The 22,485-nt window shown below is 59.6% G+C and carries 18 protein-coding genes; 4 read left to right on the forward strand and 14 right to left on the reverse strand.

The features are described 5' to 3' along the window. Positions 1 to 118: 118 nt before the first annotated feature. Together ACR0NT_RS17960 and ACR0NT_RS17965 are read left to right on the forward strand one after the other, a co-directional pair. Positions 119 to 1,096 (forward strand): HpcH/HpaI aldolase/citrate lyase family protein, encoded by a 978-nt coding sequence (locus ACR0NT_RS17960; RefSeq protein ID WP_170674902.1) that lies wholly within the window; start codon positions 119 to 121, stop codon positions 1,094 to 1,096. 562 nt (positions 1,097 to 1,658) lie between these two features. Beyond that, positions 1,659 to 6,482 carry a hypothetical protein gene (locus ACR0NT_RS17965; RefSeq protein ID WP_170674903.1) on the forward strand — a complete coding sequence of 1,608 codons (4,824 nt, stop codon included), beginning with the start codon at positions 1,659 to 1,661 and terminating at the stop codon, positions 6,480 to 6,482. A gap of 80 nt (positions 6,483 to 6,562) precedes the next feature. On the opposite strand, the gene ACR0NT_RS17970 is transcribed toward ACR0NT_RS17965, so the two are convergent. The 4 genes from ACR0NT_RS17970 to ACR0NT_RS17985 form a co-directional block, all read right to left on the reverse strand. After that, positions 6,563 to 8,656: a tetratricopeptide repeat-containing sulfotransferase family protein gene (locus ACR0NT_RS17970; protein ID WP_170674905.1), complete on the reverse strand. Its 2,094-nt coding sequence runs from the start codon at positions 8,654 to 8,656 to the stop codon at positions 6,563 to 6,565. Between the two features lie 205 nt (positions 8,657 to 8,861). Next, positions 8,862 to 9,830, reverse strand: a complete 969-nt coding sequence (locus ACR0NT_RS17975) for an ion transporter (protein ID WP_170448725.1) — start codon at positions 9,828 to 9,830, stop codon at positions 8,862 to 8,864. A 182-nt stretch (positions 9,831 to 10,012) separates the two neighbouring features. Then, the gene (locus ACR0NT_RS17980; RefSeq protein WP_170674907.1) at positions 10,013 to 10,732 is read right to left on the reverse strand and encodes a glutathione binding-like protein; all 720 of its coding nucleotides are present in this window, start codon (positions 10,730 to 10,732) and stop codon (positions 10,013 to 10,015) included. Continuing rightward, on the reverse strand, positions 10,719 to 11,327 hold the full coding sequence (locus tag ACR0NT_RS17985; RefSeq protein ID WP_170448730.1) for an NAD(P)H-dependent oxidoreductase: 609 nt from the start codon (positions 11,325 to 11,327) through the stop codon (positions 10,719 to 10,721). Before ACR0NT_RS17985 ends, ACR0NT_RS17980 begins: the two co-directional genes overlap by 14 nt. Positions 11,328 to 11,459: 132 nt before the next feature. Between ACR0NT_RS17985 and ACR0NT_RS17990 the strand changes: the two genes are divergently transcribed. Further along, positions 11,460 to 11,831, forward strand: coding sequence for a winged helix-turn-helix transcriptional regulator (locus ACR0NT_RS17990; protein WP_170448732.1), 372 nt, complete (start codon positions 11,460 to 11,462; stop codon positions 11,829 to 11,831). A 118-nt stretch (positions 11,832 to 11,949) separates the two neighbouring features. Here ACR0NT_RS17990 and betA read toward each other — a convergent pair whose 3' ends face one another. Then, positions 11,950 to 13,686, reverse strand: coding sequence for a choline dehydrogenase (gene betA / locus ACR0NT_RS17995; protein WP_170674969.1), 1,737 nt, complete (start codon positions 13,684 to 13,686; stop codon positions 11,950 to 11,952). Positions 13,687 to 13,691: 5 nt separating this feature from the next. Continuing rightward, complete coding sequence (locus ACR0NT_RS18000) at positions 13,692 to 14,051, reverse strand: cupin domain-containing protein (protein WP_170674909.1); 360 nt, start codon at positions 14,049 to 14,051, stop codon at positions 13,692 to 13,694. A 143-nt stretch (positions 14,052 to 14,194) separates the two neighbouring features. On the opposite strand from ACR0NT_RS18000, the gene betI reads away from it, so the two are divergent. Then, a complete protein-coding gene (gene betI / locus ACR0NT_RS18005) occupies positions 14,195 to 14,779 on the forward strand; it encodes a transcriptional regulator BetI (protein WP_170674912.1) in 585 nt (194 codons plus the stop codon). Positions 14,780 to 14,830: 51 nt separating this feature from the next. Here betI and ACR0NT_RS18010 read toward each other — a convergent pair whose 3' ends face one another. The 8 genes from ACR0NT_RS18010 to ACR0NT_RS18045 form a co-directional block, all read right to left on the reverse strand. Then, positions 14,831 to 16,591: a SulP family inorganic anion transporter gene (locus ACR0NT_RS18010; protein WP_480443456.1), complete on the reverse strand. Its 1,761-nt coding sequence runs from the start codon at positions 16,589 to 16,591 to the stop codon at positions 14,831 to 14,833. Between the two features lie 85 nt (positions 16,592 to 16,676). Further along, a complete protein-coding gene (locus ACR0NT_RS18015; RefSeq protein WP_170448740.1) occupies positions 16,677 to 18,356 on the reverse strand; it encodes a bifunctional protein tyrosine phosphatase family protein/NAD(P)/FAD-dependent oxidoreductase in 1,680 nt (559 codons plus the stop codon). A gap of 21 nt (positions 18,357 to 18,377) precedes the next feature. Further along, positions 18,378 to 19,262, reverse strand: coding sequence for an MBL fold metallo-hydrolase (locus tag ACR0NT_RS18020; protein WP_170674914.1), 885 nt, complete (start codon positions 19,260 to 19,262; stop codon positions 18,378 to 18,380). 46 nt (positions 19,263 to 19,308) lie between these two features. Next, positions 19,309 to 19,521 carry a YgaP family membrane protein gene (locus ACR0NT_RS18025; protein WP_170674916.1) on the reverse strand — a complete coding sequence of 71 codons (213 nt, stop codon included), beginning with the start codon at positions 19,519 to 19,521 and terminating at the stop codon, positions 19,309 to 19,311. A gap of 103 nt (positions 19,522 to 19,624) precedes the next feature. Beyond that, complete coding sequence (locus ACR0NT_RS18030; protein ID WP_170674918.1) at positions 19,625 to 20,296, reverse strand: Crp/Fnr family transcriptional regulator; 672 nt, start codon at positions 20,294 to 20,296, stop codon at positions 19,625 to 19,627. Positions 20,297 to 20,429: 133 nt separating this feature from the next. Then, positions 20,430 to 21,227, reverse strand: a complete 798-nt coding sequence (locus ACR0NT_RS18035; RefSeq protein ID WP_170448748.1) for an iron chelate uptake ABC transporter family permease subunit — start codon at positions 21,225 to 21,227, stop codon at positions 20,430 to 20,432. Continuing rightward, a complete protein-coding gene (locus ACR0NT_RS18040; protein WP_170674920.1) occupies positions 21,227 to 21,967 on the reverse strand; it encodes a metal ABC transporter ATP-binding protein in 741 nt (246 codons plus the stop codon). Before ACR0NT_RS18040 ends, ACR0NT_RS18035 begins: the two co-directional genes overlap by 1 nt. Positions 21,968 to 21,969: 2 nt before the next feature. Next, positions 21,970 to 22,482: a Fur family transcriptional regulator gene (locus tag ACR0NT_RS18045; protein ID WP_170448753.1), complete on the reverse strand. Its 513-nt coding sequence runs from the start codon at positions 22,480 to 22,482 to the stop codon at positions 21,970 to 21,972. Between the last annotated feature and the right edge of the window lie 3 nt (positions 22,483 to 22,485).

A 22,485-nucleotide genomic window follows, 5' to 3' on the forward strand; every position in this document is an offset into this window, starting at 1 on the left:
TGGCCGCCAATGGCGAGGACGGCAACGGCGAAGTCGAAGCCAAGGTCAAAGCCGAGGTCGCAGACCTCTGCGCCAAATTCCCGATCTATCCTAACCTGTAAGTTGAAGGACCCGAACCATGAGCTTTCATTCCATTGAACAAGCCCCTGCCCGCCTGAACCGCAGCGAGCTGGCCGTTCCGGGCAGTCAGCCCGGTATGTTCGAAAAGGCGGCGCAGTCGAATGTGGACGTCATTTTCCTTGATCTGGAAGACGCCGTTGCACCCGATGAAAAGGAACAGGCGCGCAAGAACATCATCGAAGCGCTGAACGATATCGACTGGGGCAACAAGACCATGTCGGTGCGGATCAACGGTCTGGACACGCATTATATGTACCGCGACGTGGTGGACGTGGTCGAACAGGCCGGTACGCGGCTGGACCTGATCATGATCCCCAAAGTCGGCACCGCCGCTGACGTCTATGCCGTCGATATGCTGGTTACTCAGATCGAAGACGCCAAGGGCTACAAGAAACGCATCGGCTTCGAGCACATCATCGAAACTGCGCTGGGGATGCAGAATGTCAGCGAGATCGCAGCCGCGTCGAAGCGCAACGAAAGCCTGCATTTTGGCGTTGCCGACTATGCGGCCTCGACCCGCGCGCGGACCACGATCATCGGCGGTGTGAACCCGGATTATTCGGTGTTGACTGACCCGGATACGGATGGCGGTCGCATGACCCATTGGGGCGACATGTGGCATTATGCATTGGCGCGTATGGTGGTTGCCGCCCGCGCCAACGGTCTGCGCCCGATTGACGGGCCGTTCGGCGATTTCCAGGACCCGGACGGTTACCGCGCTGCGGCCAAACGTGCGGCGGTTCTGGGGTGCGAAGGCAAATGGGCGATCCACCCCAGCCAGATCACGCTGGCGAACGAGGTGATGTCCCCGTCCGACGCCGAGGTCAACAAGGCTCAGCGCATTCTCGTTGCCATGGCCGAGGCCGAAGCCGCAGGCAAAGGCGCGGTGTCGCTGGACGGCCGCCTGATCGATTATGCGTCGATCCGTCAAGCCGAAGTGCTGGTAGAGAAAGCAGGCCAGATCGCTGCGGCCTGACCCGTTTGAGATTGAAAAACAGAAACTGCGAGGGAATAGCCCTCGCAGTTTTTTGTGCGGGTGTCAGCAGAGCAGAGCTGGCCGACTCGAACGTCCAATTCACAACCTCGGAGTATTTTCCCCTCGGTGCCTCAACCTGCGGTACCGTTTTTCTATTAAGTGTATCACTTTGAAATCAATATATAATATAAGACTGAAACTTGCCGAGCTGCAACTGACACATCGCGTGTGAATTAAAAGTCCACATCCACTGAGCTTGCCACATTTAGGCCGGGTTTCGTTCTTAGGGAACGTCCAAGCAAACAAAAAAGTCCTTTGAGGGGAGACATCGGTGAATACAGGCGGTTTGGGGCGGTCCGTGCAGGCGCGCGCGGCCAGGGGTGGTCGAGTTGTCAAATGGAAAGGCAAAATTGCCAGCATTGCTCCTTCGGTGTTTCTGGCCTCGGCATCCATAGGGACAGTGTCGTCGGGGATGGCCGTAGCTGAGGTGATTTCCAAGCCCCAAACCTCTCTAGTGGTCTTCTTGAATGACGAGGATAACAGCATCACGTCCACAGGATCGGTGAGTGTTTCCACGGCTACGGCCCCTGCCGTGACGCTAGACCCGGTTTATTCCAGCACCCTGATCAACGATGGCACCGTGTCGGCAACGGCCAATGCAACGGCTATTGGTTTGCTGGTGGACACTCAGGTACTGCCCTCCGGCCAGATCGTGAACAATGGCGCGATCAGCGCAACGGTTGCCGGTGCGACCAGCAACGCCACGGCCATGAGCTTTTTGACCAACGGTGATTTCGGCGGGACGTTCCAGAATACCGGAACCCTGTCGGCCAATGCCGCGACTATTGCTGACAATGCAGTCGCCGTCGGCGCAGGGTTCGAGGACGGCGTTCAGGCAACCGGAACGGTCCAAAACGGGGGAACAATTTCTGCTGTGGCCGCAGCCGGGTCCTCGAACGCGACAGCGGCGGCATTACTGTTTGGCGATGACGTCAACACCACCATCAGCAACACCGGGACCCTGAGCGCGACAACGACCGGCGGCGCCAGTGTTTCGGCGATCGGTGTCGATGTGGAGGGCGCAGTAAACGGAAATCTGGTCAATTCGAACACCATCACCGTTCAGACCAATTCCGGAGCTGAAACAGCACAGGCCACAGGCGTCCAGGTTGACAATGGCCTGACCGGCAATGTGTTGAATTCAGGCAGCATCACGGTTCAGGCGCTTAACAGCCAAACCAGTTCAAATGTCGACGGGGTGCGCGTCAACAACGGTTTGCAGGGGAATGTGACCAACGCGGGGACGATGACAATCACCGCTTCGGGGTCTTCATCCGTGGACGCGGATGGGTACTACGTCAGCAGCGGCCTGACGGGTAGCTTTCTGAACTCAGGCAGCATTCAGATCAACGCGCAGGGCGGCTTCAACCAAACCGACGCCGATGCGTTCTATGTCAGCGGCGGCATGACCGGTGACATCACCAACGCCAGCACGGTAACTGTCAACGCGGCGGGCTCCTCTTCGGTCGATGCGGACGCGTTTTATGTCAGCAGTGGTCTAACCGGCAATTTCCTGAATTCCGGGACGATTTCGGTCAATGCCAACAGCGGCTTTAGCGAAGCGGATGCCGACGCGTTCTACGTCAGCAGCGGCATGACCGGGAACATCACGAACACAGGAACAGTCACCGTCGTTTCCAACAGTACCTCGGCCGCTGATGGAGACGCTTTCAATGTCTCCAGCGGTTTTGACGGGAACTTCCTGAATTCCGGAACAATTTCGGTCAAAGCGGATGGGGGTTTCAGCCGTGTTGTGGCCGAGGCCCTGCATGTTGCCGGTGGGATGACCGGAGACCTCACAAACTCTGGCACCGTCACGGTGACCGCGTCCGGATCGACTGAGGTACGCGCGGACGGGTTTGATGTCAGCGGTGGTCTGACTGGGATGGTCTCGAATACCGGCACGATTACCGTCAATGCCTCGGGTTCTGACGAGATTTCCGTCAACGGTATCGACATTGCCGGCGGTCTGACCGGGGATCTCAACAACGGCGGCGACATCACGGTCAAGGCTGATGCCAGCGGCTCAAGCGCGCGGGCCAGCGGCGTCGACATTACAAGCGGTCTGACAGGTAGCATCACAAACTCGGGCAGTGTTACAGCTGTTGCACATGCGGGATCCGAAACAGCAGACGCCGCCGGTCTGCGCATTGGCGGAGGCCTGGACGGGAACATACTCAATATAGGCAGTATCCGCGCCGAGTCTGTCGCGGCCTCATCGGGTGCTTTGGCCTATGGGTTGGTGTCCTATGGCGACATGACCGGAAACATCGTGAACGACGGGTCGGTTTCCGTTTCGGCAGCAGGTGTAGACACGGCCACCGCGTCGGGTTTCCAGATCAATGGCGATCTGATGGGCGTCTTTTCAAACACAGGCAGCCTGACTGTTGCAGCCACAGCTTCGAACGCCAATCATGAGGACGTCTCGGCGATGGGTTTGGATGTCACAGGCCACGTTCAGGGTGGTGTCAGCAACGCCGGAACCCTGTTGGTGAAAGGGACCGCAGAGGACAAACAGGCCTATGCCTATGGTCTGTTCGTCCATGATGGCGTGACCGGGAATGTCGAAAACAGCGGCATTATCCGCAGTGAAGTCGACAGCGCCACCTCGGCCGATGTGTACGGCATCCGGATCGATGGTGGTCTGGACGGGGCATTTTCCAACACGGGCACGATTCAGGTTATTGGCCACACGGATGAGGATGATCTGGACGCCTATGGCGTCAGCATCCGCGACGGTGTCACTGAGGATATCAGCAACAGTGGCTTGATCACCCTACAGGCAAATTCCGGGGGTGAGGCCGAGGCGATCGGGCTGAGAGTGTCCGGTGAGGCTGAGGCAGACATCCTGAACTCTGGCACGATTTCGATTGTCACCCAGAGCCATACCGATGATGCGCTGGGGTATGGCATCTCGGTGGTTTCGGGTCTGGATGGCGCAATCGTCAACTCGGGTGTGATCTCGGTTCAGGGGATTGGTGCCACCGAAGCCACGGTTGCCGGTGTTTACGTCAACCGGGACTGGACTGGCGCGCTGAACAACTCGGGCACTATTCTTGCCGTGGCGGATGCGGGTGAGGAAGAGGCGCAGGCCTATGGTCTTCTGACCCGAAATGACGCGGTGGACGTGGATATCAACAACTCTGGCACTTTCGCAGTACAGGCCAGTTCGGATGATGAATATGCCAACGCCTATGCAATCTACTTTGATCATCACGCACCCGACAGCAATGTGACGAACACAGGATCAATGGTCGTTCAGGCTGAAGCCCAGCAACAGGCGCTTGCATCGGCGGTCTACTCGCAACACGGAATGACGGGCGACTTCAACAACCAAAGCGCGATTACCGTCAGCGCGAGTTCATCGAACAATATTGCCATCTCTAACGGTTTTTATGTCGGTGGCGATGGCAGCGTCGATGACTTCGACGGCAGTATCACAAATGCGGGTTCGGTATCCGTGCAATCCTCGGCACAAGCCGAAGCTGAGGCCCACGGGTTTTATGTCGAAGAAACCGTCAATGGAGACTTTTCGAATTCGGGTTCGGTAACAGCACACGCAACATCTCAGGACACCGAGGCGCAGGCCTATGGCTTTTACACCGGAGCAGGGGTCAACGGTAACGTCAGCAACAGCGGTGCAATCGCGGTTCAGGCGCAGGGTCACAGCGCCTATGTGGCAGGTGTGTTTATCCGCGACGGTCTGGACGGTTCGCTGACCAATTCGGGCACGATCACCGCACAAAGCCTGTCACCGACCGAGGATTCCAGCGCCCGCGGCATTTACATACGCGGCGGCACCAGCGGTTTGGTCCAGAACAGCGGCAACATCACTGTTTTTGCCCAAGGGGCCGAGAGCGCACGGGCGCAGGCTGTTCTGCTGTACGACACGATGGCGGGGGATGTCTCCAACTCGGGGACCGTGACGGCGACGGCCACTTTGGTCAATGCCACGGCCAGCGCTGATGGCACCGCCGCAGGGTTCTATATCGAAGACATGCAAGGCAGTTTCTCGAACAACGGAGTTATTCAGGCGACGGCCTCGGGCGGCGATATGGTCAACGCTTATGGCCTCTACTTCGAAAACTTTGACGGTGAAATCGCGGCCGTGGGCGATATCTCGGCATCGTCCGAAGCCGGCGATGCCTATGCCATCTATCTGGGAACCGGCACCGGGACCCTGAATCTGGTCAGCACCGACACGGTGGGCGGTGTGATCCGGGTTCAGGATCACAACGTCAACCTGGATGCAAATGGCGGCAGTGCGGTGTTCCGGTTCGAGGACGCTGCTGCGGGATCCGGTGTGTTTACCACCACGGTTTCGGACGGACGCTCGGGCTGGTTCGTGCAGGATGAAGGCGGTGCGGCGCCAGTTTACGCCAGTGTCGATTCCTCGGACCTGCTGACGTCGGCCGATGTGACGGCCTTCTACGGTGGTGCGGTCAACGGGTCGGTGAACGCACTGAACTATGGGGGGCAGGTGCAGGTCACGCGCAATTCGACCACCGGTCGGGTGTCGGGCATCAGCTTTGGCCCCTTCCGTCCCTATGCGATGATCGACGCCACGTCGCGCCAGTTCGAAAACGCGGGAACGGATACCGATGTCACGGTGTTCAACGGCAGTGTCGGGTATTCCGGTCAACTGGACAATGGTCTGGCGCTGGCTTTGGGGCTGGGCGTATTCCGCTCGGATGGGGATACGGATACGACGGATTTCGACACCGACGGCGTGTATCTGGACGCCTCTGTGGGCCGTCAGTTCGGCTTGTACACGGTTGAGGCCGGGCTGGGCTTCGGCTGGCTGTCCACCGATCGGTCCCGCCAAATTACCGGCAGCGCCGATGCGAATGCCGAGTATGACAGCACGCTTGTGACCGCCTATTTGGGGGCCGAACGGCCGTTCGACGTCAGCAACGCGTTCTCGCTGATGGGCTTTGGCGATGTGCGCTATACCCGCCAGAAGGATGACGGCTATACCGAGACCGGTTCGTCGGCCAATGCCACGGTCGGGGACAGCACCACCGAAGTGATCGAGGCCCGTCTGGGTGTCGATGTGGAAAGGGCGCTGAACAGTGGCGGCACTCTGGTTGGTCAGCTGTCGGGCGTGTTGCGGCGTGATCTGGGTGATACCGATGCGTCCGTGACGGTGTTCTCAACCACGCAGAGCCTGTCCTTTGCCTCGAACGATTTCACCGGCGGCAGCGTGCTGATCGGGTACGAGCACGAGTTTGTCCCCAACATGCAGTTCGAGGCCAATGCCGAACAGGAAATCGGCAGCGACGCGCAGGGGCCGAACTTCCGGGCCGGACTGCGGTGGTCCTTCTGACCGGCACCTCACCGGGCACACCATTAGTTTTCGGGTAGGGCGGGTTATCCGCCCTACCTTTGGTTGCGCAGGCTCAACACTCAGAAATCTATCGAAATATCGCCAATCGTTTCGACCAGCGGTTTCAGTTGATCCTCATAGTTCAGCCATTTGGCCTTGGAGGACCGGTAGAGCGGTTGGCGCACCTGTTGCACACTGGCGGTTCGCACGCGCCGTTTGCGGGCGTGGAAATCCAGGCAGTTGCTGTCCCAGTCCAAACCGCAAAACTCCAGCAACCGTCTGGTCTGGGCCTCGATATCATCGACCAACGCTTCGTAATGAACCGTCAGGAACGCGCCTTCGGGCAGCGTGTCGTACCAGTGGTTCATGAGGCGCACATAGTTGGTGTAGTAGCCGCCCAATTCGACCAGATCATAGCTGTGCAACTGGCTACGCTCGAACAGGCGCGTGTAACAGGACAGGCAGGTGTCAAACGGGTTGCGGGCGACGTGGATGATTTTCGCGTTGGGAAACAGACCGTGGATCAAGCCCAGCAGCTGAAAATTCGCGGGCATCTTGTCCACGATGCGGGGCATTGCGGGCGCGTGCCCGGTCAGCGTTTCGATATAATCCTCGGCGCGTTGGTTCAGCCGGTCGTCCGAAAGCGCCCTGACGGTTTCCGGCACCGTGGCCGGGGTGCCATCCACGCGGCTGAACAGGTTTTGCATGTCATTCAGCTCACCTGCACCGAAGACATTGCTGTGCGCGTCCAGAATGGACTCGGTCAGCGTTGTGCCCGATCGCGGCATCCCCAGCACAAAGATCGGTCGGTCACTGCTGACGGCGCAACCGCGCAACCGGTGGATCATATTGCTGTCGAAAGTAGCGATCAGATCGTCCGTCAACCGATCCGTTTCAGCCGCGTCATAGTCGACGAGGCCACGCTTTAGCCGGGCACCGGTATCAAACTGCCGGAATGCCTCATCATACCGTTTCAACTGCTCATAACACTCGCCCATCGCATAGTGATAAGCCGCCGCTTTCTGGGGCAGCATGTCGGCGGCGGTGGGCAGAGCCGCTTCCATCTGGTGAAAGATCGGGCTGTTCGGGGTGGTCTTGTCCACCTTTGACAGAGCAAGCAACGCGCCCAGCTTGTCTTCTGCGGTATCAGCGGCCTGTTCAAACCGGGCGCGGGCGGTATCAGCGTCACCTTGTTCCAGCGCAAGATGCCCCAGCGCCAGCAGGCTGGCCGACATGTCCGGCTTCAGCTCCAGCCCCGTTTCATAGTTGGCAATGGCGCCGGCCAGATCGCCCAGATGAGCCTTGGCCATGGCCACATAGTGGAAGGCCACGGCGCAGTTCGGATCAAGGCGCACAGCGTTTTCGGCTTCGATCAAGGCCAGTTTGGGGTGGTTCTTTTCGAACAAAACCTGCGCCAGCCCCACATAGCTTTCGGCCTTTTGCCCGTTGATCGCAATCGCATTGCGAAAGGCGGACTCTGCTTTGTCCAGATCGTTTTCCAGCAGGAATATCCTGCCGAAATTCCGGTGCAATTCCGCATCTTGCGGGGTGCGCTGCATCTGCGCCTCGGCCACGGCGCGGGCCTCTGAAGGGTTCTCGGCCTCGACCAGAACGGAAATCAGATTGTTGGTAGTCTCGGACGAGGCCGGGTTAATCCGCAGCGCCTTGCGGTAATACTCTGCCGCCTTTGCACGGTCGCCATTGTCGCGGGCAATGCTGCCTAGGTTATTGATGGCACGGTCAAAATCAGGGTCCAGCACGAGCGCGCGTTGTTGCGATGCTTCGGCCTCTGTCAGGTTGTTCTGATCATAGTAGACAAGGCCGAGGTTCGAATGCGCCGCGGCACTTCCCGGCGCCAGGCGGATCGCCCGCAGTCCGATGTCTACGGCTTCGTCCAACTCACCGGCTGAGCGCAGGATTTCGACGAAATTTGCCAGAAACACAGCATCGTTCGGCTGCAGCCGGACCGCTTCGCGCATAGCTTTGACGGCGACGTCCCCCTGCCCGGCCAGAAACGCGGTGAGGCCGACCATCTGATGCGCGTGCGCATGGGCCGGTGCGGCCTTGACAATCTCGGAGAACAACGTGGCCGCCGGTTTCAGCTCGCCGTTCTGATAATGCGACATCGCCAGTTTGAAGGCATCCTGAATAGAAATCGTTTGGCCTTGGGCCATGTTGTATGCTCCGGTCTCTGATACCTCTGCACGGGCGATAGGCGCGTGCTTATTCTGTTCTGGTGATAGGTAAAGAGAACACCGGACCCCGTCCATCCAAACTTCGCAGGTTCAGCAGCGTTTTGCGCCGGATGACCAAAGGCCATAGGCCCGTTGATATCGCTTTGGCAGAGGGTCTGGTCACGCGCTTCGACAATTCGGCACTTTAGTCCAGCGCCTCCTCGGGTACCGGCAGGGACTGACCGCAGGTTTTGCACCGGCCTGCCTCTGATTGTGTCTCGGAGTGGATTTGGTCGCGAATGTGATTGGCGGCACGGTGCGACAGGCCCAGACTTTTTCTCAGGGCTTCGATATCCTTTTCATCCGCTTCGCAGATATCGCCATCTTCCAGCGCGGCGCGGAATTCGCGCTCCATTCTGGCGCGGCGCCGGTGCAGCTGGTCGTTCAGGCCGCTGGCAAGGATCCCCGCAGGTAACGCCGCCATGCCGATGCCGATCACTGTAATCAAGGCGCCAAACACTTTGCCCGCCACGGTGACCGGTGTCACATCGCCATAGCCCACGGTCGTCAATGTGGCCATGGCCCACCACATGGCTGCAGGGATCGAGCCAAAGGCTTCGGGCTGCGCCTCGTGCTCGGCTATCCAGGCACCGCTGGCGGCGAAAATCAGCATCACCAGCAGAATGAAAAACCCGGCAAAGAAAGATCCGGCCTCTTCCTCGAACACGGCAAACAGCATCCCCAGGGCCGGAGAATACCGGGTCAACTTGAGCAGCCGCAGCATCCGGAACGTTCGCAGGATGCGCAGATCCATCGGGAAAAACAGGTAGAGCAGTGCCGGCAATATCGCCAGCAGGTCAATCACGGCCAGCGGAGACCGGACCCAGGCCAGACGGGATTTGCAATCCGGGTCTTCCGGCGCAACCCAGAGACGCCCGGCGTACTCGGCCACAAAAACAAGCAAGGAAAGCCCTTCGAACAGGTCCAGCGCGACGTGCCAGCGCGTGTAGATGGGTCCGACCGTCTCAAGGATCACGGCGGTGACATTGAGCGAAATCAGAACGATCAAAGCGATCTCAAGCAGCCATGGCCCGATTGCGGTGCGGTCGGGCCGCTCCAGCCACCAGTAGAGTTTCGCACGCAGGCTTCTCTGCTCCGATATAGTGTCACTCATGGCGATACGTCATCCAGGCCCGGGTCACGGGGAATGCAGGTGCTGAGACGGCGCCCTCCCCAGGATCAAGTGCCTATCCAAGAAGGCACATGCGGCATGATAGCGAAACAGGCAATGGTTGTAACGTCGCCGGACATACGCATGTCCCGCCGTGATCGTCAGGATCAATGACAGTTCCGCAATCAGTCCTTCCTGACATCCCCGGCAAATCGGGCTGCATTTTCCTTGGCAAAAGCGCTGGCATCGGCCTCTGTGTCCCAAAAATGCGGGTTTACCTTGGGAATGGTCAGGGCCTTTTGCACCGCCGGGCGGGCATCAATCCGGTCGAACCAGGCTTGAAGGTGGGGCAGGCCTTCAACGCTTGCGCGGGCCCAGACATAGGCGCGCGCCCAGGGATAGATCATCATGTCTGCGATGGTGTATTCCCCGGCCGCAAGCCATTCCTTGCCCTCAAGATGGGCGTCAAGAACCTCAAGCAACCGGCGGGATTCGTCGATATAGCGTTTGATCGAAAACGGTTCCTCATGACCGTTTGGGGCGGCAATATGTTGGAAATACATCGCCTGTCCCATCATCGGGCCGACATGGCCGACCTGAAAGAACATCCATTGCATCACTTCGGACCGTTTGACCGGATCGGCGGGCAGGAATTGCCCGTATTTCTCGGCCAGATGCCAAAGGATGGCCCCGCTTTCGAAAATCGCCCGCCCCTCGGCCCGGTCTTCGATCGTCGGGATTTTGCCGTTGGGGTTGAGCTTCAGAAACTCCGGTGTTTTCTGCTCCTGTTTCGAGAAATCGATCGCCGTGAGGTCATAGGGAACGCCTGCTTCCTCCAAGAAGATCACCGGTTTGTAACCGTTCATGGTGGCCGCGGTATAGAGATGGATATCAGGCCGCGACATGTTCGGCCTCGGCGAATACGGCGGACAGATGGGCGTCAAAACGTTTGAAATCGGCCTCGATCCCCGGGTTTTTCATGACGTCATACGCGGCAAAGGTCGGCAGCTGTTCCATGCCAAGGAATTTGGCGGTCAAGTGGATCGGGCGCATCAGGTCATCGACGCTGTCGCCTGCAAAGAAGGGCTCTGACGGGTTGTCGAACGCCTCTTGCGGCGCGTTGAAGGTCACGGACAGCATGTATTTCGTGGTCTGCAGCCCTCCGCCCATACCGTAGTTGGCTTTCGGCGCTTCGGTGGTGCGGCCATCCCCGGTGCTCAGACGCCCGTCCATTCCGGCAGTGTACACTTCGTCCATGTATTTCTTGAACACCCAGGGCGTTCCCATCCAGTTCACCGGGAATTGCATGATGACCACATCGGCCCAGACATGCGCGTCCACCTCGGCGTCGATGTCGTAGCCATCCGCAATGGTCGTCAGGCGCACCGTATGACCTTTGGCTGCCAGCGTCTCCTGCGCTTTTTGCGCCAGGCTTGCGTTCAAACGTCCCGGGGCGAACTCATAGGGCTGCGTGCCGTTGATGATCAGGATGTTGCTCATGTCTGGTTCCTTGTTCCATGACTCTGCGGTCGCTTGACTTTGTGCGCCGTCGTGATGAAGTTGTGTACCCAATGAAGGAAATGCAACCAGTATACTTTTAGTAACCTAGTTCTTGAGCGGCGGAGGTGCAGAATGCGGGCGCGGATCGAAGACGATACCAAGGGGCGGCGGCAGGTTCATGACGCCTGTTCAGAGCCTTGCCCGATCGAACGCGGCATGCGGATCATCGGCGGGAAATGGACGGGGTCCATCCTGTGGCACCTCAAGGACGGTCCTGTGCGCTTTAACGATCTGTCCCGCCTGATTGGCGGCGCCAGCAAAAAGATGATCACCGAGCGGCTGCGCCAGCTTGAGGCTCGGGGCCTGGTCCGGCGCGAAGTGATGGACACCGCGCCGGTTTCGGTACAGTACGAGATCACCGAATTGGGTTGCACCGCACTTGGGTTTCTGGACGCGCTGCGGAAATGGAGCGAGAGCCTGCCTCAGAGTAGCGCAGATATCTGAACGCGCCGCCCAAGAGGCCCTGCCTTCAGATCAAGCCTTTTCAGTATGATGCCCATGTAAGGATTGGCGGAGGCGGGCTGACCTGCTGGCCCATCCGAGGGCAATCCTCAGCAATCGGTTATCGATACGTTTTGCCGCTCACAAGATTACGCTCTTCTGCAAACAGGGTTCCGGTGTCCACGCCGCTCAGGTCCGCGCCAATTGTCCCCGACCGCTGACGGTTCTGCCAATTGGCATCCACCAACACCGGCGCCGGATCGGCAGCGGGCAAGCTGGCGCCTCTGATCAGATCAGCGGCGCGTTCCGCCAGCATCAGCGTCGGCACGTTGAGGTCCCCGGCCGTGGCCTGCGGCATGACCGAAGCATCAACGACGCGCAATCCCTCCATCCCGTGCACGCGCATCGTTTTGGGGTCGATGACGGCCTGCGCGTCCGCACCCATCCGGCAGGTTCCACAAGGGTGATAGGCGCTTTCGACCTTGTCCTTGATGAACTGATCGATCTGCGCGTCGCTTTTGCAATCCGGTCCCGGGGCAAGTTCACGACCGGCGAAAGGGGCCAAGGCGGGTTGCTGAAAAATCTCGCGCGCCAGGTGGACGCAGGCACGCATTTCCGTCCAGTCGTCTTCGTGGCTCATATAGTTGAACCGCACGCTAGGAGGTTCCAGCGAGTTCGATGCGTTCAGCCGCACGCTGCCTCGGCTTTTCGATCGCTTCGTACCCACGTGCACCTGAAACCCGTGCCCCTTGGCCAGCGCTTTCCCGTCATAAGAAATGGCCAGCGGCAGGAAGTGAAACTGTATGTCCGGGTATAGGATACCGGCACGGCTGCGGATATGGGCCCCAGCCTCGAAATGATTGGTGGCCCCCAACCCGTCGCGGCGCAGCAGCCAGCGCAACCCGATCCGGGCTTTGCCCAAAAGGCTCATATGCGGGTAAAGTGTCACCGGCTGCGTGCATTCCTGCTGCACGTAAAGTTCCAGATGATCCATCAGATTGCCGCCGACACCGGGCAGGTCATGGACAACGTCGATCCCGGTCTGCTTAAGGTCACCGCCCGGGCCGATGCCCGACCGCTGCAGAATGACGGGGGACATGATCGAGCCTGCGGACAAGATCACCTCCGAAGCATGCGCCTGAACGCGCTTTCCCTTGTGGTCGTATTCAACGCCGACCGCCTTGCGCCCCTCAGTCACAATGCGCGTCGTGTGGGCGTGGGTCACGACCCGGACAATGCCCCGCGCCATGGCCGGGCGCAGATAGGCGACGGCGGCACTGCATCGCTCACCCGCGTCCACGTTCATTTCCATTGGGCCGAAGCCCTCATGCTGGAGGTCGTTCATATTGGCGCTGCGGGCGTATCCGGCCTGAACACCCGCCTCGATGAACGCCTGGTAGAGAGGGTTGATTTCGGGCCCGCGTGTCACTTTGATCGGGCCACTGCGCCCCCGAAATGCGCCTGCGTCCGAAGCGTTTTCCAATCGCTTGAAATAGGGCAGCACGTTGGCCCAGTTCCACCCCGTCGCCCCATGATCCGCCCAAAGTTCGTAATCCATCGGGTTGCCACGCACATAGCACATGCCGTTGATCGAGCTTGATCCCCCCAGCCCCTTGCCCCGCGGCAGGTTCATGATGCGCCCGTCCAGATGCGGCTCGGGTTCGGTTACGAACCCCCAGTTGAACCGCTTGGTGTTCATCGGGATCGACAGGGCCGAGGGCATCCGCACGATCATGGCATTGTCGCTGCCCCCGGCCTCGAGCACCAAAATGCGCTTGCGTGTGTCTTCACCCAACCGGTTCGCCAGCACACAACCCGCAGAGCCAGCACCCACAATGATATAATCGTAATGCCCCACCCGGTTCAGCGGATCATCGCCATGAATTTGACGACCGTTTCGGGCTGTTTCCACGTGCCGGTGAACCCCTTGGGCAACACGAATGCCTGCCCCGGTCCAAACCTGTCAGAGCTGCCGTCGGGATAAATCAACTCGACCGTTCCGGCGATCATGAACATGAACTCGTCATAGGCATAATCGACGATCTCGTCGGTGTAGGGCTCGCATTTCCAGGTGCCGACACGCACCTCGTCCGAGGCACGATCGATCACGAGATTTTCCCACTCCTGCGGCGAAACTACCTGGGGCGAGCTCATGATCATCTGGCGGGGGGCAGCCATCAGGGCATGTGCCCCGGCATCGGTCAGATTGATTGCGCGGATCATTTGGGCCTCCGGACATGTGTTGCGGAACGGCTAGCATTGATTGAACCGCTGTTCAATAAATTGTTGAACAGCGGTTCAATGATGTGACTGGTGTTCAGCCTATGCGCCGCCTACAAAGGCCCGAAGTCACAAGAGGTCACCCCGTGTCACGTTTGTCAGACATCGAAATCCGCAAGCTCCAGATCATCGAGGCCACCATGGACGTGCTGAATGATAAGGGGTTCTGTGCGCTGAAGATCCGGGATGTGGCGCATCAGGCGGGTGTTTCTGCCGGGTTGGTCTGCCACTACTACGATACCAAACAGGGGCTGCTGCTGGCAGCGATCCGCCATGCGGTGACCTCCTATGGCGAGCAGCTGGACCTGATCGCGGAACAGGATACCCCGCCGCGGGACAAGGTGCTGGCGCTGGTGCGTATGGCGCTGGCGCCCGAACAATCGAACAAACGGCTGTCGTCGGTGTGGCTGACGCTCTATTGCCTTGCAGGGTCAGAAGCCGACTATCATCAGGAACTGCTGCGCTATCAGCAGCGGAACCTCGACGTTGTCCGCTCGGCCATTGCTCCGCTTTATTCCGATGAGGAGGGCGGACACATTGCGCGCATGATTGTTGCGCTGATCGACGGGGTGTGGCTGCAACACGCAACGCGCGTCGAACCCGTCGACCTGACAGCAGCGCAGAATCTGGTAACCACCCTGACGGAACAGGCGCTGTCAGCGCACCGCTGAGACGGACCGTAGACTACCCGCGCGACGCGATCGAAGAACCGGGGTCGAAGGTTACCCACCGACCGAAGAGAACCTCGTCGCGCCCCCCGCACTGGTTTCGCTTTGGGCAAGGCTTGACCAGGCATCATATTGCGACAGAAACACCTGCCCGTTCAACTTATCGGGAAACTGCGTGCGGTTCAGCCTGTCCATGACCGGACCCTTGACCTCGGACAGGTGCAGACCGACGCCCATGTCGATCAGCCGGTGGTTTATCGCCTCAAGGCTTTCAAGGGCTGAAAAGTCCACCTCATTCACCGCCGAGAACATCAGCACCACATTCCGAACCGCACATCCTTCGGTCACGCGACTTTGGATCAGCGTCTCCAGAAAACGTGCGTTCACGAAATACAGGCTCTCATCCACGCGCAGCGTCACCAGTGAGGGCACGGTTTCCACATCATGGCGCAGGATGTTCCGGAAATGCTGGGTTCCGGGGACAAGCCCAACCTCGGCCACATGCGGGCGCGAGGTCTTGTAGAGGTGCAGCAGCACCGAGAGCGCCACACCGGAGGCCACCCCAACCTCAACCCCCAGTCCCAGCGTCAGCAGAATGGTTGCGGTCACGGCGATAAAATCGGCGCGGGAATAGCGCCAGGTTTTCTTCAGGATGGACAGATCCACAAGGCTGAGCACGGCAACGATGATGGTCGCCGCCAGCGTGGCCTTGGGCAGGTAGAAAACCAAAGGTGTCAACGCCACCGCCGCGATGGCCAGACCGATGGCGGTGAATGCACCCGCTGCGGGCGTTTCCGCGCCAGCATCGAAATTGACAACCGAGCGGGCAAAGCCGCCGGTCACCGGATACCCCCCGGTGAAGGCGGCGCCCAGATTTGCGGCCCCCAGACCTATCAACTCCTGATCCGGATCGATCCGCTGACGTTTCTTGGCCGCCAAAGTTTGCGCCACCGAAACGCTTTCGACAAAACCAATGATCGAAATCAGTATTGCAGGCACAGCAAGCGCCCAGATCAGATCCGGGGAAAATCCAGGCAGGGTCAGGGGCGGCAGGCTTTGGGGGACGCTCCCGACGATCTGCACACCCTCGGCAGCCAGATCGAACCGCCAGACTGCGACGGTCGTGGCGGCCACGGCTGCGACAGGACCGGCTTTGGTCAGGATATCTGCCAGCACCGGCGGTACTCCCAACCGGTTCAGAAACGGTCTGAGGTTCTTTCGCACCCAGAACAAAAAACCGGTCGCCAGAGTTCCGATCGCCACGGTCACCCAGTTGATCTCGGGCAGGTGTTGAAAGATCGAACCCAGCATTTCCGGCAGCGTATGACCATGCGCGCTGACCCCCAGTATGTGCTTGACCTGGCTGGTCGCGATCAGAATGCCCGAGGCCGTGATGAACCCGGCAATGACCGGATGGCTAAGGAAATTGGCCAGAAACCCAAGGCGCAGAACGCCCATGAGCACCAGAAACCCACCGGACAGAAAGGCCAGCGTCAGCGCCGCAACGGCATAGCCCGCCGTCCCCTGTTCGGCCACCTGCCCAATGGCCGTTGCGGTCAGCAGCGAAACCACCGCCACAGGTCCTACTGCCAGAGCCCGGCTGGTACCGAAGATCGAATACAGCACGATGGGCACGATTGATGCGTAAATCCCCGCCTCGGGGGGCAATCCGGCCAGCAAGGCATAGGCTAGTGATTGCGGGATCAGCATGATCGTCACGATCAGGGCCGCAATAAGGTCGTTTGAAAAGGCGCCGCGCGTATAGGTTCGGCCCCAGTCCAGAACGGGGACATATTGGCGGAGGTGTTCGATCATCTAGACTTTCCAGCGTTCAGAGCGGGCAGTGCTGCCGGCACCCCCCGCATGTCGCTGCGCACGAAAACGCAGGCAGATTCACTTGCTACTCTGGTGAGACCTTCAGCTTCTCGGGCCGTGCCATCCATTCCTTACCGCGCAGCATGGCCTTCCAGTAGATCGGCGGCAGCAGAGTTTCCTTTAGGAACCATGCCATGCGGCTTGGCTGTGTCCCGTCGATCAGGAAACGCGGGAAACTGGGTTTCAGAGCACCGCCATAGCCGAACTCGGCCAGCACGATCTTGCCGCGTTCAACCGTCAGCGGGCAGGACCCGTAGCCGTCATATTGCGCCACAGCCGAACGCCCTGCGATGTCGGCCACGATGTTGCCCGCCACGGTTGGCGCCTGTTTGCGGGCCGCTGCGGCGGTTTTTGCATTGGGCGCATTCATCACGTCACCAAGCGACCAGATATTGTCGTAGGTTTTGTGACGCAGTGTCGATTGATCCACATCGACCCAGCCCGCCGCATCGGCCAGCGGTGAGACACGCACGAAATCAGGTGCAGTCTGGGGCGGGCACACATGGATCATGTCAAACTCGACCTCGACTGTATCCGGGTCACAATCCGGTTTGACCACTTCGAACACCGCACTTTTGGCTGGCCCGTCGATTGACACCAGATTGTGGAAGAAGTTCAGCGTGGCACCGTATTTCTCGATATATCGCTCCAGCGCCGGAACATAATCCTTGACCCCGAACAACACGCCGCCCGCGTTCATGAACTGGATGTCGATATCCTTCAGCGCGCCGCTCCTAAACCAGGCATCGCCCGACAGATACATGGCCTTTTGCGGCGCACCGGCGCATTTGATCGGCATCGGCGGCTGGGTAAACAGCGCCCTACCATCCTTCATCTCCTGCACCAGTTTCCAGGTGTAGGGCGCGAGGTCGTATCGATAGTTCGACGTCACGCCATTGCGGCCCAGAGTCTCTTCCAGCCCTTCGACCTTACCCCAATCCAGCTTCAACCCAGGGCATACGACAAGGCGGTCGTATTTCACCACCCGGCACCCGTCCAGAACGACGGCGTAGTTCTGCGGCTCGAACGCGGCGACCGCGGCCTTGATCCAATGGACCCCTTTCGGGATCAGGCTGCCCATGGTTTTGGCCGTTGTCTGGGCGTCAAAGATGCCACCACCCACCATGGTCCAGCCGGGCTGATAATAGTGGATATCGGCGGGGTCGATGACCGCGATGTCCAGATCAGGCTGCCGTGACTTCAGACTGGCGGCGACCGAGATGCCGCCCGCACCTGCGCCGACAATCACCACCTGGAAATGCGCGTCGCCCGTGTCGGTCGGGGTTTTGCCGCCATTGGCAATCCGGCGGGCAACGCCGTTCATGTCATAGCCTGCCGCCTTGGTAGCCATCAGGATTTCGGACATCGGGCGTTTCTTGGCCTCGTGAAACGACCATAGCGTGGCCGATCGTGTTCCGGTCCGGCAATAGGCCAGCACCGGGCGCTGAACGTCCTCCAACGCCTCGCCAAACGCGGAAACATCCTGATCTTTCACCATGCCGGACTGCACCGGGACATAGCGCGCCTCGATCCCTGCGGTTTCGGCGGCGGCGGCAATTTCCTTGAACGATGGCTGGTCGGCGCCTTCGCCATCCGGCCGGTTGCAGATGATCGCGCGAAATCCCTGTGCTGCGATGGTCTGAACGTCGTCAACCGTGATCTGCGGGCTGACCGTGAACTTGGACGATATGGTACGCAGTTCCATGACTCTCCTCCCTTTTTCGGCTTAGAGCCCGTTGACCGGCACTTTGAGCATCGGGTTGCCATCCGTGTCGGTCGGCACCTCTCCGGCCCGCATGTTGACCTGCAGGGAGGGGATGATGAGGTTGGGCATGGCAAGCGTGGCATCGCGTTCGGTGCGGAACCTGACGAACTCTTCCTTCGTCTTGCCGCCACCGACATGGATGTTGTGGGCTTTTTCCTCGGCCACGCTGGTTTCCCAGGCGATATCGCGCCCGTTCGGCCCGTAGTCGTGGCACATGAACAGCCTTGTTTCATCTGGCAGGGCCAGAACCTTCTGGATCGAGTCGTAGAGAACCCCGGCATCCCCACCCGGGAAATCAGCACGGGCCGAGCCTCCGTCCGGCATGAACAAGGTGTCGCCAACAAAGGCCGCGTTACCCATCACATGAACCATGCAGGCTGGGGTGTGACCGGGCGTATACATGGCAAAGGCCTGCATGGTGCCGATCATGTAGGTGTCGCCATCCTCGAACAGGGCATCGAATTGCGACCCGTCGCGCTGAAACTCGGTGCCTTCGTTGAAGACCTTGCCGAATGTATCCTGCACTACGGTGATCTGGGCGCCGACCCCGATCTTTCCGCCCAGTTTTTCCTGAATATACGGCGCGGCCGACAGGTGATCGGCGTGGACATGGGTTTCGATGATCCACTCCAGCTTCAGCCCTTTTTCCGTGATCACGCGGATCAGTTCGTCCGCGTGATCAAAGGTGATACGGCCCGCCGCGTAATCGATATCCATGACGCTGTCGACGATGGCGCAGGCGTTCGAACCCGGATCCTTGACGATATAGCTGATGGTATTCGTGGCCTCGTCAAAAAACGCGAAAACGTCGGGTTTTACGGCCATGTTTACGGGATATGTCGTCATGTGATGTCTCCTCCGGGTCGTATTCAGGGTGTGGCAACCGTTCCGGTCAGCCGCAATCGCTGCAGGTTTTCAGGCCGATGATGCGATAGAGCGGGCAGTTCCCCACAAAGGCAGTCAGCGTGAAGACCGCCGCGACGATCAACGCCAGCCAAAACAGGCCACCGGTGCCAAGCACGGTTGTTCCAAGGGCGGCATAGGCCAGGGCTGCGGCAATCACGATGCGCAGGGCGCGGTCAATTTTTCCCATATTTGTGGTCATGTCTTACTCCATCGAGAATCGATGGGCTTTCAATCGCACAGCCGGGGTCGGACCTTTGGTGACTTGGTCACCAAAGCCGCGAGTTTTGGAAAATCGGACGATTTCAGGCGGCGCTGGCGGCTTTGACCATATGCTCCAGCCCTTCGCGTTCGGTCAGACGAACCTCACCTCGGGCTTGCTCGACCCAGCCGCGGCGCTGGAATTCGGACAGGGTGCGCGAGATCACCTCGCGCGCGGTTCCCAGCTCGGTTCCAAGAATGGCGTGGGTTGCGTGCACGACGTTGCGGTCGTCCGCAAGCTCTAGCAATCGTGCGGCCAGACGGACGTCCATGCGTTGAAAAACGATGTCGTCGATCAATGTGAACAGGTCGGTGATCCGCCGAGAATAGGCGGTAAAGACAAACTCGCGAAACACCGTCGATTTTGCAACGAGGCCGTCAAAGGTACCCCGAGGGATGGCAACGGCGGTGATGTCGGTTTCGGCGATCCCGTCGGCCGAGTAATCCTCGAACGCCAACATGCAGGCGGTGGTCAAGACGCAGCTTTCACCTGCATGAACCCGGTACAGAAAGACCTCTCGACCGGTATCCGATTTCTGCTGCACCCGAACGGTCCCGTCCAGCAACAGCAACAGATTGTCCGCCGTCTGACCCGGCGCAAAGACCTGAGTGCCTGCGGGCAGCGAAATGACCTGACTGCCTGCAACAAGCTCTGCCCGAATATCTTCGGGCAGACGGCTCAGACCTTTGAACTTGTCGATCCACGTGTGATCCATGGCGTCCCGCTCGGTTAAGGCGCGTTGGGGCGTTCCCCAACAAACACATTCATTAAGGTGAAAGCGTATCTGCCGCCTGTTGTAAACCTTTCAGACTAGACTCAGGGGTCACCAGCGCAGATAGCCGGGCGGCCTAGGCCCGGTGCCGTGTCTGCCAGCCAACCAGGCTGAAGCAGCCAAACAGGATCGCGGCAACGCAGACGATCGACGGGCCTGCGGGCGTGTCGAACACGTAAGCAGCCCTCAGCCCCGCAACGGCGGAAAACGCACCGATCACGGCAGCGATCAAAGCCATCGTTTCCGGGGACTTTGCCAGACTGCGCGCGGCAGCTGCCGGAATGATCAGCATGGCCGCAATCAGCAGAACACCCACCACCTTGATTGCCACCGCCACGGTTACGGCCAAGGAAAGCGTCAGGATCAACTGCTCGCGTTTGGGATCGAACCCGCTGGCATAGGCCAGTTCCTCGTTCAGCGTCGCAGTCAGCAGTTGCGACCAACGCCACGCGATCAGCGCCACGACAAGCGCGGCCCCGCCCCAGATCACCAGCAGATCAGAGCGGGACACTGCAAGAATATCGCCAAAGAGATACGCCATCAGGTCAATACGAACACCCGACAAAAACGACACCGCAACAAGGCCAAAAGCAAGTGCGGAATGCGCCAGAACCCCCAACAGCGTGTCCATCGCATAGCCACGTCCGGCCAGCAAGGTGACGGTCAGTGCCATGATCAAAGCAACCGCCAATGCGCCGGTGAAGACAGACATTTGAAAGGTCAGCGAAAGCGCAACGCCAAGGATGGCTGCGTGGGCCGTCGCGTCTCCGAAATACGCCATTCGGCGCCAGACGACGAAACACCCAAGGGGGGCGGCGGCAAAGGCAACGCCGACACCCGCAAGCGTTGCACGGGTCATGAAATCATCAAGCATTATTCTGCTGCTTCCTGAGAATGGTCACAGTGGTCGTGATCGTGGTCATGATCATGACGGTAAAGCGCCAGCGCGCCGCCGGTGCCGGTACCGAACAGCGCCCGGTATTCCGGGGCCGAGGCGACAACGGCTGGCGACCCTTCGCAGCACACATGCCCGTTCAGACAGATCACCCGGTCCGACGCGCTCATGACCACATGCAATTCATGGCTGATCATCAGAATGGCGCAGCCGGTTTCGCGGCGCACATCTTCGATCTGGCGATAGAATGCGGCCGATCCCGGTTGGTCCAGCCCCTGAGTCGCCTCATCCAAAAGCAGGATATCCGGCCGATTGATCAGAGCGCGGGCGAGCAACACCCTCTGAAACTGCCCGCCGGACAATTGCGACATCTGGCGCTGCAAAAGATCAGGCACGCCCGCCGTCTCAAGCGCCTTTTCGCAGCTTTTGCGTGAAACACGGTGGGTCAGACCCATGAAACGCTCAACCGAGATTGGCAGGGTCGGATCAATGTGCAGTTTTTGCGGGACATATCCGATCTTCAGACCGGGCTTGCGGGTAACCTTGCCCGCGGATGGCCTGGTGGCACCGATGACAGCCCGCAACAGGCTGGTCTTGCCCGACCCGTTCGGACCGACAATGGTGACGATCTCTCCGGGCTCGATAGCCATGTCCACATGACGCAAAACGGTATTGGCGCCATAGCGCACGCTGAGGTTCTCAACGGTGATCAGGGTCATCTCTACGCCTTTTTGGTGCAGCCAGGGCAGATTCCCTCGGCTTCTACAACCGTTCGCTCGATCTCGAAACCCGCCGCACGCGCCGCCGCGCCCAAAACACCTTTGGCCGGGGCAGACTGCGCCTCGGCCACGGCGTCGCATTTTCTGCAGATCATGAAGGCCGGAGAATGCGCAGCTCCGGGATGCGAACAGGCGACAAACGCGTTCAACCGTTCGATCTTGTGCACGAACCCGTTCTGGACAAGGAAATCAAGCGCGCGATAGGCCACCGGCGGCTGAGACCCAAACCCTTCGTCACGCAAACGATCAAGGATGGCATAGGCACCCAGCGCCCGATGTTCCTGCAGCAACATATCCAGAACCTTGCGCCGAACCGGGGTCAGGCGCAGACCTTCCTCTTTGCATCGCGCTTCTGCCGTGGCCAGCGCAGTTTCGACGCAATGCTCGTGGTCATGTTTCTGGAACCCAACCGGGGCCGTCCCCTCGACCGGTATGGGATGCGTGTCACTTGTCATGTT

Source organism: Ruegeria sp. AB10 (genome assembly GCF_056542745.1).

Excerpts from the sequence above, each read along its gene's own strand:
- ACR0NT_RS17960 (WP_170674902.1), top strand. The coding sequence starts at position 119 with ATGAGCTTTCATTCCATTGAACAAGCCCCTGCCCGCCTGAACCGCAGC.
- ACR0NT_RS17970 (WP_170674905.1), bottom strand. The coding sequence starts at position 8,656 with ATGGCCCAAGGCCAAACGATTTCTATTCAGGATGCCTTCAAACTGGCG.
- ACR0NT_RS17975 (WP_170448725.1), bottom strand. The coding sequence starts at position 9,830 with ATGAGTGACACTATATCGGAGCAGAGAAGCCTGCGTGCGAAACTCTAC.
- ACR0NT_RS17980 (WP_170674907.1), bottom strand. The coding sequence starts at position 10,732 with ATGTCGCGGCCTGATATCCATCTCTATACCGCGGCCACCATGAACGGT.
- ACR0NT_RS17985 (WP_170448730.1), bottom strand. The coding sequence starts at position 11,327 with ATGAGCAACATCCTGATCATCAACGGCACGCAGCCCTATGAGTTCGCC.
- ACR0NT_RS17990 (WP_170448732.1), top strand. The coding sequence starts at position 11,460 with ATGCGGGCGCGGATCGAAGACGATACCAAGGGGCGGCGGCAGGTTCAT.
- ACR0NT_RS18000 (WP_170674909.1), bottom strand. The coding sequence starts at position 14,051 with ATGATCCGCGCAATCAATCTGACCGATGCCGGGGCACATGCCCTGATG.
- ACR0NT_RS18010 (WP_480443456.1), bottom strand. The coding sequence starts at position 16,591 with ATGATCGAACACCTCCGCCAATATGTCCCCGTTCTGGACTGGGGCCGA.
- ACR0NT_RS18015 (WP_170448740.1), bottom strand. The coding sequence starts at position 18,356 with ATGGAACTGCGTACCATATCGTCCAAGTTCACGGTCAGCCCGCAGATC.
- ACR0NT_RS18020 (WP_170674914.1), bottom strand. The coding sequence starts at position 19,262 with ATGACGACATATCCCGTAAACATGGCCGTAAAACCCGACGTTTTCGCG.
- ACR0NT_RS18025 (WP_170674916.1), bottom strand. The coding sequence starts at position 19,521 with ATGACCACAAATATGGGAAAAATTGACCGCGCCCTGCGCATCGTGATT.
- ACR0NT_RS18030 (WP_170674918.1), bottom strand. The coding sequence starts at position 20,296 with ATGGATCACACGTGGATCGACAAGTTCAAAGGTCTGAGCCGTCTGCCC.
- ACR0NT_RS18035 (WP_170448748.1), bottom strand. The coding sequence starts at position 21,227 with ATGCTTGATGATTTCATGACCCGTGCAACGCTTGCGGGTGTCGGCGTT.
- ACR0NT_RS18040 (WP_170674920.1), bottom strand. The coding sequence starts at position 21,967 with ATGACCCTGATCACCGTTGAGAACCTCAGCGTGCGCTATGGCGCCAAT.
- ACR0NT_RS18045 (WP_170448753.1), bottom strand. The coding sequence starts at position 22,482 with ATGACAAGTGACACGCATCCCATACCGGTCGAGGGGACGGCCCCGGTT.